The 15,945-nt window shown below is 50.1% G+C and carries 13 protein-coding genes; 5 read left to right on the forward strand and 8 right to left on the reverse strand.

What is annotated here, in order from left to right:
* Window positions 1–6: 6 nt before the first annotated feature.
* The 3 genes from H9626_RS10055 to dxs all read right to left on the reverse strand — a co-directional run bounded on the left by H9626_RS10055 (window position 7) and on the right by dxs (window position 4,193).
* The gene (locus H9626_RS10055; protein WP_191710418.1) at window positions 7–705 is read right to left on the reverse strand and encodes a hypothetical protein; all 699 of its coding nucleotides are present in this window, start codon (window positions 703–705) and stop codon (window positions 7–9) included.
* A 246-nt stretch (window positions 706–951) separates the two neighbouring features.
* Window positions 952–2,289 (reverse strand): Trk system potassium transporter TrkA, encoded by a 1,338-nt coding sequence (gene trkA / locus H9626_RS10060; RefSeq protein WP_178257509.1) that lies wholly within the window; start codon window positions 2,287–2,289, stop codon window positions 952–954.
* Window positions 2,286–4,193 (reverse strand): 1-deoxy-D-xylulose-5-phosphate synthase, encoded by a 1,908-nt coding sequence (gene dxs / locus H9626_RS10065; RefSeq protein WP_178257508.1) that lies wholly within the window; start codon window positions 4,191–4,193, stop codon window positions 2,286–2,288. The genes trkA and dxs overlap by 4 nt, the downstream gene beginning before the upstream one ends.
* 171 nt (window positions 4,194–4,364) lie before the next feature.
* On the opposite strand from dxs, the gene H9626_RS10070 reads away from it, so the two are divergent.
* From H9626_RS10070 to H9626_RS10090, 5 genes are all read left to right on the forward strand, one after another.
* Window positions 4,365–5,351 (forward strand): GSCFA domain-containing protein, encoded by a 987-nt coding sequence (locus H9626_RS10070; protein WP_191710419.1) that lies wholly within the window; start codon window positions 4,365–4,367, stop codon window positions 5,349–5,351.
* Window positions 5,327–7,795, forward strand: coding sequence for a bifunctional UDP-N-acetylmuramoyl-tripeptide:D-alanyl-D-alanine ligase/alanine racemase (locus tag H9626_RS10075; RefSeq protein ID WP_191710420.1), 2,469 nt, complete (start codon window positions 5,327–5,329; stop codon window positions 7,793–7,795). Before H9626_RS10070 ends, H9626_RS10075 begins: the two co-directional genes overlap by 25 nt.
* Window positions 7,796–7,799: 4 nt before the next feature.
* Complete coding sequence (locus H9626_RS10080; protein ID WP_191710421.1) at window positions 7,800–8,765, forward strand: transporter; 966 nt, start codon at window positions 7,800–7,802, stop codon at window positions 8,763–8,765.
* A 146-nt stretch (window positions 8,766–8,911) separates the two neighbouring features.
* Window positions 8,912–9,490, forward strand: a complete 579-nt coding sequence (locus tag H9626_RS10085) for a helix-turn-helix domain-containing protein (protein ID WP_178255849.1) — start codon at window positions 8,912–8,914, stop codon at window positions 9,488–9,490.
* A 19-nt stretch (window positions 9,491–9,509) separates the two neighbouring features.
* Complete coding sequence (locus tag H9626_RS10090) at window positions 9,510–11,162, forward strand: AMP-binding protein (protein WP_178255848.1); 1,653 nt, start codon at window positions 9,510–9,512, stop codon at window positions 11,160–11,162.
* Window positions 11,163–11,256: 94 nt separating this feature from the next.
* On the opposite strand, the gene hisC is transcribed toward H9626_RS10090, so the two are convergent.
* The 5 genes from hisC to H9626_RS10115 all read right to left on the reverse strand — a co-directional run bounded on the left by hisC (window position 11,257) and on the right by H9626_RS10115 (window position 15,899).
* Window positions 11,257–12,300 carry a histidinol-phosphate transaminase gene (gene hisC, locus H9626_RS10095; protein ID WP_191710422.1) on the reverse strand — a complete coding sequence of 348 codons (1,044 nt, stop codon included), beginning with the start codon at window positions 12,298–12,300 and terminating at the stop codon, window positions 11,257–11,259.
* The gene (gene hisD, locus H9626_RS10100; protein WP_191710423.1) at window positions 12,297–13,592 is read right to left on the reverse strand and encodes a histidinol dehydrogenase; all 1,296 of its coding nucleotides are present in this window, start codon (window positions 13,590–13,592) and stop codon (window positions 12,297–12,299) included. The genes hisC and hisD overlap by 4 nt, the downstream gene beginning before the upstream one ends.
* A 24-nt stretch (window positions 13,593–13,616) precedes the next feature.
* The gene (hisG, locus tag H9626_RS10105; RefSeq protein WP_191710424.1) at window positions 13,617–14,468 is read right to left on the reverse strand and encodes an ATP phosphoribosyltransferase; all 852 of its coding nucleotides are present in this window, start codon (window positions 14,466–14,468) and stop codon (window positions 13,617–13,619) included.
* A 624-nt stretch (window positions 14,469–15,092) separates the two neighbouring features.
* Entirely contained in the window at window positions 15,093–15,584 is a 492-nt protein-coding gene (locus H9626_RS10110) for a PaaI family thioesterase (RefSeq protein ID WP_191710425.1), read from the reverse strand.
* Window positions 15,585–15,599: 15 nt separating this feature from the next.
* Window positions 15,600–15,899 carry a Dabb family protein gene (locus H9626_RS10115; RefSeq protein WP_178255843.1) on the reverse strand — a complete coding sequence of 100 codons (300 nt, stop codon included), beginning with the start codon at window positions 15,897–15,899 and terminating at the stop codon, window positions 15,600–15,602.
* Between the last annotated feature and the right edge of the window lie 46 nt (window positions 15,900–15,945).

A 15,945-nucleotide genomic window follows, 5' to 3' on the forward strand; every position in this document is an offset into this window, starting at 1 on the left:
TCAGGATTAACGGATGAAGTCCCACTCGTCATCTCCTTCATCGAAATGGTCTTCGCCGTCATCGTGTTCGTCATCACGGCTGTGGCGGCGGTGATGTTTTACGTGGCGGTTATCCCACTCGTCGTCTCCTTCGTCGAAATGGTCTTCGCCATCGTCCCATTCTTTGTTAAACCGTCCGCCGAAGTAAATCCGTCCGTCATTCCACCGGTCGTCGCTGTACCGGCGTATCACTTTGCCTCGTTCCGAAACGAGGTACATCCCGTCTCGTCTGCCGCAATCCACCTGTACAGCGAAATATCGTCCGCGTGGGGTTTCCAGAAGCTGGTTGTCGTTGTCGTCGATGTCGGAATAAGCAAATCCCGCACGTTTCAAGCCTACGATAACTCGTTCGGGCAACTGGTTCCGCCTTACTTCCCAAAGCGTATGAAGCCATTTTGCATTTCCGTCGAACAAGATTATTTTTTCTATGCCGTGATGTCTGATTTTTATTTCAACAAACCCGTCGTCGGTGTCTCTGTCAAGAATCCTGCATCCGGGATATTTTTGTTTGATGAAAGAATTGATGGCTCTTCGTGGCGGGACGTTTCTCCGCATCGAGGATACGTTTGCTTCATTTCTTTCTAACTTTAAATTGCCGGCATACGAATCGGTAAATGATAGCGCAATGCCTATCAAAGCTGCTGTGATAAAATGGTTTGTTCTCATAATCATCGGATTATATCGTGTTTCTGCAAAAATATGGATTTATTCGATAGAACGTGTTTTTGTTAACATTATTAATATAATTTGCTTAACTTTGTGTGGCTTTGTAGGAGCATAAAAAACGCTACCCGTAGAACCGGTGGTTTCTATGGGTAGCGTGAAGCAATTCTACCGCTTGTGCAGTGAGATGCTAACGGTAGTGTTTTGTGGAGGAATAGATCTGTCTGTTGACTGTTGGTTTTCAGTGTTTTAGAAATATTTCTCCAGTTTCTTTATCATCATGCCTAAACAGAATACTACCACGTGGTCTCCTTCTTGAATCATGGTATTACCTGTAACCAACATGCCTTCCCCGTTTCGGGTCAGTCCGCCGATGGTTGCGCCTTTAGGCAGCCCGATGTCTTTTACGGGAGCTTTTGTGATGCGCGACCCTGCCTTGACGGTAAATTCCGCTACGTCGGCATCGGCAAATGTCAGACACTTTACGTTTGAAACGTCGGCGTCCAGCATCATTTGATAGATATGGCTTGCGGCGATGAATTTTTTGTTGATAACCGTTCCGATGTCTAAACTTTCAGCCATGCTGATATAGTCGACGTTTTCTACCTGCGCAATCACCTTCGTAACGCCCATCCGCTTGGCAGCCAAACAAGCCAGAATGTTGGTTTCCGAGCTTCCCGTCAGTGCCACGAAAGCCTCGGTGTTGCGTATACCCTCCTCGCGCAGCAGTTCGATGTCGCGTCCGTCTCCGTTGATAATCATCACCTTGTCGTCTACCAGTTCGGTCAGGCGGTTGCAGCGGTTCAGGTCGTTCTCTATGATTTTGGCATGGATGTCTTCAGGCATATACTGCACCGTGCGCACGGCTATCCGGCTGCCTCCCATAATCATAACGTTATGTATGTCGGGTTCGTTTTCCTTTCCGGATATTTTGCGGATGTAAGGGATGTATTTCTTTGTTGTGGTAAAGTAAACTACATCGTTCAGCCGGATGGTGTCATCTCCTCGCGGGATAATCGTTTCGCTTCCGCGCTTGATGGCTACGATATGGAACGGGATGTTTTGTCCGCCCAGTTCGTGAAGCGGAACGTTCAGAATCTCGGCCGTTTCACGCATTTTAGTACCCAGCATCACCAATGCGCCTCCGGCAAATTCCCACCATTGGCGTATCCAGCTCAGCTTCACGGCATCTACGATTTCGCGTGCGGCGAGCATTTCCGGATAAATCAGCGAGTGTACGCCCAAGCGGGAAAAAAACTCTTTGTGTTTAGGCAGCAGGTACTCGTAATTGTCGATACGCGCTACCGTTTTCTTCGCTCCCAAGTTCGTGGCAAGCATACACGCGGTCATGTTTTGACTTTCGTAGGGAGTTACGGCGATAAACAAGTCGGCATTGGCTACTCCGGCTTCTTTTAAACCGTTAATCGAGGTTGGAGACAGGTTGACCGTCATTAAGTCGAGGTTGTTTCCCATCCGGCTTAACTTTTCGTCATCCTCGTCCATTAATATAATGTCTTGTTTTTCGCCCGAAAGCAGTTTGGCGAGGTGGGTTCCTACCGCTCCTGCGCCTGCAATGATGATTTTCATAAGTTTAACGTATGAATAATAGCATGATATATACTGTCTTCGTCAAAGCCACACAAGGCACGAAGTTCTTTTACTGTACCGTGTTGGATGAAACGGTCCGGGATGCCCAAGCGCTTTACGGCAGGTGTGTAACCGTGGTCTGCCATAAATTCAAGCAATGCGCTTCCCATGCCTCCTTTTAGCACACCGTCTTCTACCGTAATGACGTGTCGGAAGTTGCGTCCTATTTCGTGGAGCATCTCCTCGTCAATGGGTTTCAGGAATCGCAAGTCGTAATGTGCGATGCTGCATCCGGTTTCTTTCTCGGCACGCCGGATGGCTGCCGCGGCATCGTTTCCAATCGGTCCGATGGTTACTACGGCAAGGTCGGTGCCCGATTTCATTTTCCGTCCTTTTCCTATTTCAACCTCCTCTAACGGACAGTGCCAGTCGGTTAGCACCCCTCTTCCCCTCGGATAGCGGATGGCAAAAGGACCACGGTCGGGGAGTTGGGCGGTGTACATCAGCCGCCGCAGTTCATGTTCGTCGTAAGGCGAGGCGATGATGAGGTTCGGTATAGGGCGCAAGTATGCCAAGTCGAATGCTCCGTGATGCGTAGGCCCGTCCTCGCCAACCAGTCCGGCACGGTCAAGGCAGAACACCACGTTGAGTTTTAATATGGCAACGTCATGGATGATATTGTCGTACGCACGCTGCATGAACGACGAATAGACGTTACAGAACGGCAGCAATCCTTCTTTAGCCATTCCTCCTGAGAACGTCACGGCGTGACCTTCGGCAATGCCGACATCGAAAGCCCGTTCAGGCATTGCCTTCATCAGAATGTTCATCGAACATCCGGAAGGCATGGCAGGTGTGACACCCACTATTTTGTCGTTCTGCCGTGCCAGCTCCAGCAGGGTATTCCCGAATACGTCTTGGAACAATGGAGGCATCCCTGTGGTATCTGCCACGATACGTTCGCCCGTTTCCTTGTCGAATATGCCGGGAGCGTGCCACACGGTAGCCGCCTCTTCTGCCGGCTTGAATCCCTTGCCTTTCCGCGTATGAACGTGAAGCAGTTTCGGGCCTTTCATGTCTTTTATCTCCTTCAATACCCGTGTGAGCGCCGTCACATCATGTCCGTCCACCGGACCGAAATAGCGGATATTCATGCCCTCGAAAATGTTTTGCTGTTGCATGAGCATCGACTTCAAGCTGTTGTTGAAACGAATCAGGCTTTTGCGCCGTTCATCGTTCAGGATTCCCCAGCGATAAAGTTTTTTCGACAAAGCGTTCCGCAGGCGGTTATATCCTTCAGACGTATGCAGGTTAAGCAAATATTGCTTCATTCCCCCCACACTCCGGTCTATCGCCATGTTGTTGTCATTAAGAATGATAAGCAAATCATTGGGAGTAGACGACACGTTGTTTAACCCCTCGAAAGCCAGTCCTCCGCTCATGGAGCCGTCTCCGATAACCGCTACCACCCGGCGGTTTTCCTCTCCTTTCCGTGCCGCAGCCACAGCCATACCGAGTGCGGCGGAAATGGAATTGGATGCGTGTCCGCACGTAAACGTATCATATTCGCTCTCTGTCGGTGTAGGAAACGGACAAAGGCCGTTCAGTTTGCGGTTTGTATAAAAGATGTCTCTGCGTCCGGTCAGTATCTTATGCCCATACGCCTGATGCCCTACGTCCCACACGATGCGGTCGTAAGGAGTATTAAATATATAATGAATGGCAACCGTCAGTTCCACTACGCCTAAGCTCGAACCGAAGTGCCCCGGATTACGTGAAAGTTCGTCGATTATTTTATCCCGAAGCTCGGCACACACCCGTGGCAAAGCCTCGACGGGCAGTTGGCGCAAGTCGTCAGGAGAATCTATTTTATTTAACAATTCGTATGAAGTTTCTTCTTTCATTCCTGTTTCGTTAAACATTAATCGCACAAAATTAGCATAAATAAATAGATTGTACTTATTTTTGCGTAAAAAAGTACAGACACGCTTCCGTTGAGGCTTGGAAGAATATTTATTCGGGATGCTGAGACTTTTTCGAAAAAGAAACAAAATGTAAGAATCTTGCGATGATTTATGGAATTGAGAACTAAAGTAGAACTTCCTGTCGGACAATATGAAATCCGCCATGCCGATAAGTTAATGTTGTGGGGGTCGTGTTTTGCCGAAAATATCGGAGAAAAACTGGATGCTTACAAGTTTACTTGTGACGTTAATCCTTTCGGCATTTTATATAATCCGCTGTCGATAGCCGAGGGCATCGCCCAGCTTTACCGCGGAAAACGATACACGGATGCCGATTTGCGTTACGACCGCGGACAATGGTTCAGCCTGATGCACCACGGTTCGTTTTCGTCGCCCGATAAAGCAGTCTGCCTCGAAGCTATCAACCGCCGTATGGAAGCAGGGGAGGAGCATCTGAAACAGGCTGACTGGCTGCTGTTTACGTGGGGAACGGCACGTGTGTACGAGTGGTGTGAGGACGGGAATATCGTAGGCAACTGCCACAAGCTGCCGGAACGGTTGTTTACGCGCCGTCTGCTGGAGGTGGAAGAAATCGTATCCGTTTATACCACCATGCTGGGCGAGCTTAAACGCATGAATCCCCACCTGAAAATCCTGTTTACGGTAAGCCCCATCCGCCACGTCAGAGACGGGATGCACGGCAATCAGGTGAGCAAAGCCACGCTGCTGCTTGCTGCCGACTGTTTGTGCCGCCGGTTATCCTACTGCCATTATTTTCCTTCTTACGAAATCATGATGGACGAGTTGCGCGACTACCGTTTTTATGCCGATGATATGTTTCATCCCACTCCTCTGGCTGTTAATTATATTTGGGAATGTTTTTCCGATACAGCCTTCTCTGCCGATACCCGGATTGTGATGAAGCAATGGGATGAAATCCGCCGGGGACTCGCTCACCGCCCGTTCGATGCCACATCCGAGGCATATCGCAGCTTTTTAAGTCAAATACTGTTAAAGATTGAAAGACTAAAAGAAAAATTACCGTACTTAGATGCGGAAAAAGAAATCAAGTTATGTCAAGCAATATTGAAGAAATAACTCTTGTCACGGGTGCGGAGCGTCATGGAAACGCTTCGGCACAGATTGATTGGATTCTGACGGACAGCCGTTCGCTGTGCTTTCCGGAAGAAACCTTATTTTTTGCGTTGAAAACCAAGCGCAACGATGGACACAAATATATAGACGACCTTTATACGCGCGGAGTGCGCAATTTTGTGGTGAGTACGTTGCCCGAAAACATTGCACGTTATGCCGATGCCAACTTTCTGTTGGTGGCAGACCCGCTGAAAGCCTTGCAGAAGCTGGCAGCACGCCGGCGCGAGCAGTTCGATGTGCCGGTTATAGGAATCACCGGCAGTAACGGGAAAACGGTGGTCAAAGAGTGGCTGTATCAGTTGCTCAGTCCGGAACGTATCATCACCCGTTCGCCCCGCAGCTATAATTCACAGATAGGCGTGCCCTTGTCGGTATGGCTGATGAATGAACATACCGAGCTGGGTATCTTCGAGGCCGGCATATCCGAGATGGGAGAAATGGAATCTCTTACTCCGATTATCCGCCCCACCATCGGCGTGCTGACCAACATCGGGTGGGCGCATCAGGAAAACTTTTCCTCGCTGCAAGACAAGTGCATGGAAAAAGTACAACTGTTTAAAGACTGCGACGTGATAATTTATAACGGCGATAACGAGCTGATAAGCAGCTGCATTGCAAAATCGCTCTTCACGGCACGCGAAATAGCATGGTCGATGAAAGACAGCGAACGCCCGCTCTTCATTGAGAAAATACAGAAAGACGATACCGGAACCACGATAAAATACCGCTACTTGGGGTTCTTTAAAGAATACCGAATCCCGTTTATTGACGATGCTTCCATTGAAAACTCGCTGAACTGTCTGGCAGTGGCGCTTTACCTGATGGTGTCGCCCGAACTTATCGCCGAACGGATGGCACGGTTGGAGCCGATTGCCATGCGTCTGGAAGTGAAAGAGGGAAAGAACGGATGCGTATTGATTAACGACAGTTACAACTCCGATTTTGCTTCACTGGACATTGCACTCGACTTTATGGCGCGTCGTTCCGAAGACAAACACCGTAAGCGTACCTTGATTTTGTCGGATATTCTTGAGAGCGGACAAACCAGCAAACTGCTTTACCGGCAGGTGGCAGACTTGGTACACAGCCGTGGCGTAAACCGCATTATCGGTGTGGGGAAAGAAATCTCCGAATCGGCATCGCGGTTTGAGATAGAAAAATCGTTCTTCCGCTCTACCTCCGAATTGTTGGAGTCCGGCATCCTGAACGGGCTGCGTAACGAAGTGGTACTTATCAAAGGAGCACGGGCTTTTCATTTCGACACGATAACCGACTTGCTGGAACTGAAAGTACATGAAACCATTCTGGAAATCAATCTGAACGCTTTGGTTGACAACCTGAATCACTATCGTAACAAGTTGAAGCGTCAGGATACCAAAATGGTTTGCATGGTGAAAGCATCGGCGTATGGGGCAGGTTCATTCGAAGTGGCGAAAACGCTCGAAGACCAGCGTGTAGATTACTTGGCAGTGGCTGTTGCCGATGAGGGAGCCGACCTTCGCAAAGCAGGTATCCAAAGCTCCATCATCATCATGAATCCTGAAGTAACCGCTTTCCATACCATGTTCGATTATAAGCTCGAACCCGAAGTTTACAGTTTCCACTTGCTGGAAGAACTGATAAAAGCCGCCGAACGTGAGGGCGTGACCAACTTCCCGATTCATGTGAAAATAGATACAGGAATGCACCGGCTGGGTTTTGCACCCGAAGATATGTCCCGATTGGTGGAACGCCTGCATCGACAGAGTGCCGTGATTCCACGGTCGGTATTCTCGCATTTGGCGGGCAGCGACGATGCCCGTTTCGATGCCTTTACCCGCCGCCAGATAGAGACGTTCGAAGCTGCCGCCGCCGAACTGCAAGCAGGATTCAATCATAAGATTCTGCGTCACATCTGTAACACGGCTGGTATCGAGCGTTACCCCGGCGCACAGTTTGACATGGTTCGTCTGGGCATCGGACTGTACGGGGTAGACCCCTTTACCAATAAAATGCTTCATAACGTTACTACCCTGAAGACTACCATTCTCCAGATACGCGACGTTCCGGCAGAGGAAACCGTGGGCTACAGCCGGAAGGGAATCCTGAACCGCGATTCGCGCATTGCAGCCATCCCCATCGGATATGCCGACGGATTGAACCGACACTTGGGTAACGGACATGCCTACTGCCTTGTGAACGGACAGAAAGCTCCTTACGTGGGCAATATCTGTATGGATGTATGTATGATAGATGTGACAGACATCGACTGTAAAGAGGGCGATAAGGTGATTATCTTTGGTGATGACCTGCCTGTAACGGTGCTGTCAGACCTCCTCGAAACCATCCCTTACGAGGTGTTGACCAGCGTTTCCAACCGCGTAAAACGCATTTATTACCAAGATTAACCCCATGAACATTATTCGATTTTGTAAGAACTGGACACTCCCGATAGCAATGGTATCGGGAGTGTTGCTTTATGTGGTCTACGTAAACATTCCCGCGCTTGCCCCGACCAAACCTTTTGTGGCACGTGCCGTCGACATCATTCAGCCGTTGCTGATATTCACGATGCTGTTTCTTGCCTTCTGTAAGATTAGCCTGCACGACTTGCGCCCCTGCCGCTGGCACTTGTGGCTGCTGCTGATACAGGGCGGGAGTTTCTCGCTGATGGCATTGCTCCTTATACTCTTGCCCCACTTCCCCGCACGCATCTTGGTAGAAGGTGCCATGCTCTGCATGATATGTCCTACGGCTACGGCTTCCGCCGTGGTAACACGCAAGTTGGGAGGCGATGCCGGACACATCACCACCTACATTATCCTCGCCAACCTGCTGACTTCGTTTCTTGTGCCCCTGCTGCTTCCTTTGGTGCATCCGCAGCCGGGTGTAAGTTTCGCAAGCGCCTTTACGCTTACGTTAGGCAAAGTCTTTCCGCTGCTGCTCTGTCCGTTTGTGGCAGCCATCCTGTTGCGCTATCTTTGTCCCAAGCTCCATGCGCGTGTCGCCGAGTATCAAGACCTCTCGTTCTACCTGTGGGCAGTAGCCCTTACCATCGCCATTGCGGTTACGGCTAAAAGTGTGGCTCACAGCGATGTCTCTTTCTGGTATCAGGCAGGACTGGCAGTAATATCACTCGTGTGTTGCGCTTTACAGTTTATTTTCGGGAAACGCATAGGCCGCGTGTATGGCGATTCCATTACTGCCGGACAAGCATTGGGACAGAAAAATACCGCCCTCGCCATTTGGATGGGATATACGTTTTTCACTCCCGTAACCTCCCTTGCCGCCGGCTTTTACAGCGTATGGCATAATGTGGTCAACTCGTATCAGCTCTATCGTAAGCGGAAAGAGGAAGCATCGTCTGCCTCGGAATAAGCGAAACGATACCCTGTGGCGATAAATCATAACGGATTGTGCGGTTTTACTGATTTCCTTTTCTTTATATTATGTAATTTGCGTATATTTGCAGCTAAGTGGTTATTTATTATAGCAAATACAGATAACTTAAAACAACGATTACTATGGATTGCACGAATATCATTGGCGAAAAGATTAAATCGCTCAGAACACTCAAGGAAATAAGCATTGAAGAATTGGCGGAACGCTCGGAACTGACTGTCGACCAAATCCGCCGCATTGAAGATAACATCGACATCCCTTCGCTGGCTCCGCTAATCAAGATAGCACGGACGCTGGGGGTACGTCTGGGAACGTTCCTCGATGACCAGCCCGACGAAGTGGGAGCCGTAGTTTGCCGTCAGGGAGAAGCCGACGATACGGTGAGCTTCTCGAACAATGCCGTCGATGCCCGCCAGCACTTGCATTATCACTCGTTGGCACGCAGCAAGACCGACCGTCACATGGAGCCGTTTGTCATTGACATCGATGCCGGAGAAAACGAGGATTTCCGCCTCTCGGCACACGAGGGAGAGGAATTCATTCTGGTGATGAGCGGTAAGCTGGAAGTGAATTACGGTAAACAGACGTATGTATTGAGCGAAGGAGATACGATTTATTACGACTCCATCGTGCCACATCACGTACATGCTTACGAAGGACAGGCGGCGCGCATTCTTGCGGTAATTTATACTCCCATTTAATCTCTAAAACCCAACGGCTATGTTACAACTCTCTGAAAGAACTTTAGGCGACTGGCTGGAGCATTGGGCGGAAACCACTCCCGATAAGGAGTATTTGGTGTATTCCGACCGTAACCTGCGTTTTACATGGAGCCAGTTTAACCGGCGTGTAGACAATATGGCGAAGGGATTGCTTGCCATCGGTGTGAAAAAAGGTACACACGTGGGGATATGGGCTGGCAACGTCCCCGACTGGCTTACTTTCCTTTATGCCTGTGCCAAGATAGGGGCGGTGGCAGTAACGGTGAATACCAGTTACAAGCAAGCGGAGCTGGAGTATCTTTGCAAGAACTCTGACATGCACACGCTTTGCATCGTGAACGGCGAGAAAGACAGTAACTTTGTTGACATGACTTACACCATGCTGCCCGAACTGAAAACTTTCGAGCGCGGACACATGAAGAGCAAACGTTTTCCGTGTATGCGCAATGTGGTTTACATCGGGCAGGAGAAGTATCGCGGTATGTATAACACGGCGGAGATTCTGTTGCTGGGAAATAACATCGATGATGAGGAGTTGCGCCAAGCACGCAGCAAGGTAAACTGCCACGACACGGTGAACATGCAGTATACTTCCGGAACTACGGGATTCCCCAAAGGCGTTATGCTTACACATTATAATATTGCAAACAACGGCTTCCTCACAGGTGAACACATGAAGTTTACTGCCGATGACAAACTCTGTGTATGCGTGCCGCTGTTCCATTGTTTCGGTGTGGTACTTGCTACGATGAACTGCCTCACGCATGGATGTACGGAGGTGATGGTAGAGCGGTTCGATCCTCTGCTGGTGCTGGCATCCGTACACAAGGAACGTTGTACTGCCCTTTACGGTGTGCCTACCATGTTTATTGCCGAGCTTCATCATCCGATGTTCGACATGTTCGACCTCTCGTGTCTGCGCACGGGCATCATGGCAGGTTCGCTCTGTCCTGTAGAATTGATGCGTCAGGTGGAAGAAAAGATGTTTATGCGCGTAACCAGTGTGTACGGGCTTACCGAGACTTCGCCGGGAATGACTCACAGCCGTATCGACGACGATGCGGAAGTGCGCTATAACACCGTAGGACGCGATTACGAATTTACCGAAGTGCGCGTTATCGACCCCGAAACGGGCGAAGAATGTCCCGTAGGCGTGCAGGGTGAAATGTGTAACCGGGGATATAACACCATGAAGGGGTATTATAAGAATCCCGAAGCTACAGCCGAGGTTATCGACAAGGACGGTTTCCTCCATTCGGGCGACTTAGGTGTGAAAGACGAAAACGGCAATTACCGCATCACGGGGCGTATCAAAGACATGATTATCCGTGGCGGTGAAAACATCTATCCGCGCGAGATAGAAGAGTTCCTGTATCAGATGCCGGGTATCAAGGATGTGCAGGTAGCCGGAATCCCTTCGAAGAAATACGGTGAAGCGGTAGGTGCTTTCATCATCCTTCACGACGGATACACGATGAACGAGTTCGACGTGCGTGAGTTCTGTCAAGGCAAGATAGCCCGCTATAAGATTCCGAAATACATCTTCTTCGTGAAAGAGTTCCCGATGACCGGAAGCGGGAAAATCCAAAAATTCAAGTTGAAAGATGTCGGACTGGAATTATGTAAGCAGCAAGGTATAGAAATTATCTGATAACCGACGGTGGCTGTCATAACAGAATCCCGCCGTACCGTCTGAGATGTGCATCCGGACGGTGCGGCGGGATTTCGTTATTTACAAGCTCAGCTTACTGAAGTTTCAGTTTCTTGAGTGCATCTAATAGTGCATCGTTTTCGGGGCGCGTGCCGATGGTAATCCGCAGGCAGTCTTTACAGAGCGTGATGTTGCTCCGGTTCCGCACGATGATACCCTGACTCACCAAGTAATCGTAAATTTTCTTGGCATCGGTAACCCGCGTCAGGAAGAAATTGGCATCCGTAGGATATACATGCTGGCAGCAGGGGAGTTTCTTGAACTCGCGGACGAGGCGGGTACGCTCTTCGAGCAGCGAACCTACCCATTCCTTTACCCGGTAATGCTGTTCCATCATCCGCACCGCCTCTTGCTGCGTCAGCCTGTTCACATTATACGGATATTTTATTTTATTTAAAATGCCGATGATGTCGGCGTGGGCAAATGCCATGCCGAGGCGGATGGCAGCACATCCCCATGCTTTTGAGAACGTTTGAAGCACCACCATGTTGGGGTATTTCTCCAAGTCGAGCAGGAACGAAGGAGCGTCGGAAAAGTCGGCATACGCCTCGTCGATAATCACCAGTCCTTCAAATCCCTGCAAGAGCGCGATAATCTCTTCCCTGCACAGGTTGTTCCCCGTCGGGTTGTTGGGCGAGCAGAGAAAGATGAGTTTCGTGTGTTCGTCCGAAGCCGCCAGCAGCGAGTCTGCCGTAAACTGGAAATTCTCATCGAGTTGCACTTTACGGTACTCCACATCGTTCACCTCGGCACACACCTGATACATGCCATACGTAGGGTCGATAGCCACCACGTTGTCTACCCCCGGACGGCAGAACGCCCGATACATCAGGTCGATGGCTTCATCGCTCCCGTTTCCGAGGAAAAGCTGTGAGGGCAGCACCTTCTTGACCGGTGCAATCAGGTTTTTCAGTTCCTTTTGCAGCGGGTCGGGATAACGGTTATTAGGCGTGTTATACGGGTTCTCGTTGGCATCCAAAAAGATAGATGCCTCTGCGCCACTATACTCGTCGCGTGCCGATGAGTAAGGCTTCAGCGCCCAGATGTTCGGGCGAGTCAATTCTTGTAACGGTTTCATAGTTTGTTCTGAGGATTAAAAGCCAGCCGGACACTCACGGCATTCTTATGCGCGTCTAAATACTCGTTGGCAGCCAATACTTCGATGGCAGGACCTATCATGCGGATACCTTCCTGCGTTACTTCTTGGAACGTGATTTTGCGGATGAAACTATCCAGACTTACGCCGCTGTATGCCTTTGCGTATCCGTTGGTGGGCAGCGTATGGTTCGTGCCCGACGCATAATCGCCCGCACTTTCCGGCGAGTAAGGGCCGAGGAATACCGAACCTGCGTTGACGATGCGTTCCGCCGTCTGCTGGTAATCTTTTGTTTCGATAATCAGGTGTTCGGGCGCATACTCGTTCACCATGTCGACAGCCTCGTCCATCGTGCGCACCAGTATCAGTTTGCTGTTGGCGAGCGACTTCTCGGCGATGCCCTTGCGCGGAAGCTGTTCAAGCTGGCGCTGTACTTCTCCGGTCACTTCACGCAGCAATGCCTCCGAAGTGGTAATCAGTATCGCCTGACTGTCGGTTCCGTGTTCCGCCTGCGAGAGCAGGTCGGCAGCCACGAAAGCAGGTTGCGCCGTCTCGTCGGCAAGCACCGCCACTTCCGACGGACCGGCAGGCATGTCGATAGCCACATCGCGCAGTGACACCTGCTGTTTGGCAGCCGTAACATACTGGTTGCCCGGTCCGAATATCTTGTACACCTTCGGGATGCTGCTCGTTCCGTATGCCATTGCCCCGATAGCCTGCACACCTCCCGCCTTGAATACCCTGCTTACGCCTGCCACCTTTGCCGCGTACAAGATGGCGGGGTGGATTTTTCCGCTCCGGTCGGGAGGCGTACAGAGAATGATTTCCTTGCATCCGGCTATCTGGGCGGGAGTGGCGAGCATCAGCACGGTAGAGAACAGCGGCGCCGTTCCGCCGGGAACGTACAGACCCACCTTTTCGATAGCCACCGCTTTCTGCCAGCACGTAACGCCCGGCAGCGTGGTAACCCGTTTCCCCTCAAATTTCTGGGCAGCGTGAAACGTGCGGATGTTGTTAAAAGCCAGCATGATGGCAGCTTTCAGCTCGATGCTTACCGCTTTTTCGGCATCGGCAAATTCCTGTTCGCTCACGGCGAGCGATTGAAGCGTTACTTTGTCGAATTTCTCTTCGTACTCCATTACCGCCCGGTCTCCCTCGGTGCGTACGCGGTTCAGAATTTCGAGTACCGTGTCGCGCAGCGTGTCGGTATTCATCACGGGGCGTTTCAGCAGTTCGTTCCATGTAGAACGTTCGGGATAAGTTATGATATTCATGGCATTCCGTTCTATGTAGTAAGGTTAAATAATCATTTTCTCAATGGGTAACACCAGTATGCCCTGTGCGCCCAGCGCCTTCAGCTTACCGATGATGTCCCAGAAACACTTCTGGTCAAGCACCGTGTGTACGCTGCTCCATCCCTCGGTGGCAAGCGGCATCACGGTGGGGCTCTTGATGCCCGGCAGCACGCCGATGATGTCTTTCACTCGCTCGGTGGGAGCGTTCATCAGCACATACTTCTTGTCTTCGGCAGCCTTTACAGCATCAATGCGGAACAGCAGCTCTTTGAGCGTTTCCTTTTTCTCGTCGCTGAGGCTCTTGTTCCCGATGAGCAACGCTTCGCTCTTCATCACCACCTCTACCTCTTTCAGGTTATTGCTGATAAGCGTAGAGCCGGAGCTTACGATATCGAAGATAGCGTCTGCCAGTCCGATGCCCGGAGCTATCTCCACCGAACCGGTAATTACGTGGATTTCCGCATCGATTCCGTTCTTGTCCAAGAAGCGTTGCAGGATGCCCGGATACGACGTAGCTATTTTCTTTCCCCGGAACCACTCCAGCCCCTCGTAATTCTCCTCTTTATGGATGGCGAGCGACAGGCGGCATTTGCTGAAGCCCAAGCGGTAGATGATGTCGGCATCCTCGTTACGTTCCACAAATTCGTTCTCGCCCACGATTCCCAAGTCGGCTACTCCGCTTGCCACACACTGGGGGATGTCATCGTCGCGCAGAAACAAAACCTCCACCGGGAAGTTGGACGACTGGGTGAGCAAGGTACGTTTCGAAGTCGACAGCTTGATGTCGGCTTCCGCAAGTAAGGTCATTGTGTCATCAAACAACCGACCTTTTGATTGTACAGCAATTCTAAGCATATCTTTTTATGTATTTATGAAGTTGTCAAATAACCGGTTAAAATTTCCCGACCAACTGAAACATGGAAGAAATCCGCAGCCGATATCCCTCCCGAAAACGCTACCGTTAGCACTCCCCCTTCCAAGCGGAAGGGTTGCCCCTTCTTACCCGTAGGATTCATCGGTTTATCGGATAGAATTTTTTCAAGCTCCGGACAACGCCGGACACCGTGTTTCTTCAATCCCGGAAATAAAAAAAGGCTCGCCGTTGGTAATGGGCAAGCCTTTGCGTTTTTTTCTTGTTACATACACGCCGTATCAGCCTACCGCATAAACGTTAGGTAATGATGATGCACGTGGTATGTAGCTGTAATATTCATGATTATCTTTGTTTGTTTGCGACAAAAGTAAAGCGTGCGAATGAGAAATCCAAATATTTATCAGGAAAAGTTTTATTTTTCTTTCAAATTACGCTGTTTCTGTAAGGATGAGATTAAGAACCTGTTTAAATTTTCCAATAAGTTGTTTTTATCAGCTTCCCTTTGAGTTTGTTTCCGGTCTGTTTTCCCGTTTTTACTCGTCAGATAGCCCGCTATCCTCCTCGCAAAAACAAAAAAACAGTCTCGGAAACATGCCATTTTTTCTTCATCCTATCGGATTCACGTCTTCTTTTTCAGTGAAGCAGCCGTTGAAGTACATCTCCTCGCGTGCTTTTTCTTTCGAGAAAGTGAAATACGTACATACGGCTTGTGTGCAAACCTCACCCGCCCGGTTGCTGATGCTTGCGGTAACGGTGACAAGGTTACGGCGTTGTTCTTTCACGCTCGCCCGTAAGACGAGGTACTCATCGGTAGTCATCACAGGTTTCAGGTAGCGCGTTTCCATCTTCGAGGTAACCCCCGTCGTCTGAAGTTTAAGCGCGATGGCCCACGCACAGATTTCGTCGAGCAACACCGCCTGAATTCCTCCGTGAAGCGTGTCTTTCCATCCCTGATATTTAGGTTCGGGATGCCAGAAGCTCACCACCTCGTCGCCGTCTTCGTAAAACTCCATTTTTACGCCGGCTTCATTCTCCGGAGCACACCCGAAACAGAAGTACCCCTTTATCCCTTTCCACGGGTTGATAATTTTTTTCATGGCAGCCCCTCCCGTTTACAGTTCGTAATCCACGCAGGCGCGACCGTCCTTCGCGTCCTTCAGTATGCCGGCAGCCGCCACGTGGTCGGGATGCACGGCGTAAGCCTTCACGTCGTCCAGCGAGTCGAACGTACTGTCTAAGCAGATGTCCCACTGTTCATCGGGGTTGATGTTCAGTCCCACCCGTATATCGCGTATAAAATCAATTTTTTGAGGCAAGGCTTCGATAGCCGCCTTGAAACGGTTCATTACGTCGGCTTTTTCCGCGCTTGTCAGGCTTTCTTTCAGCTTGAATAAAACAATGTGTTTGACCATAGTTGTTTATTTTATATAATGTTGATATTATTGGAATTGTTGCTGC

The sequence above is a fragment of the Phocaeicola faecium genome (assembly GCF_014837055.1).
In the GTDB taxonomy this organism is placed as follows: domain Bacteria; phylum Bacteroidota; class Bacteroidia; order Bacteroidales; family Bacteroidaceae; genus Phocaeicola; species Phocaeicola gallinarum.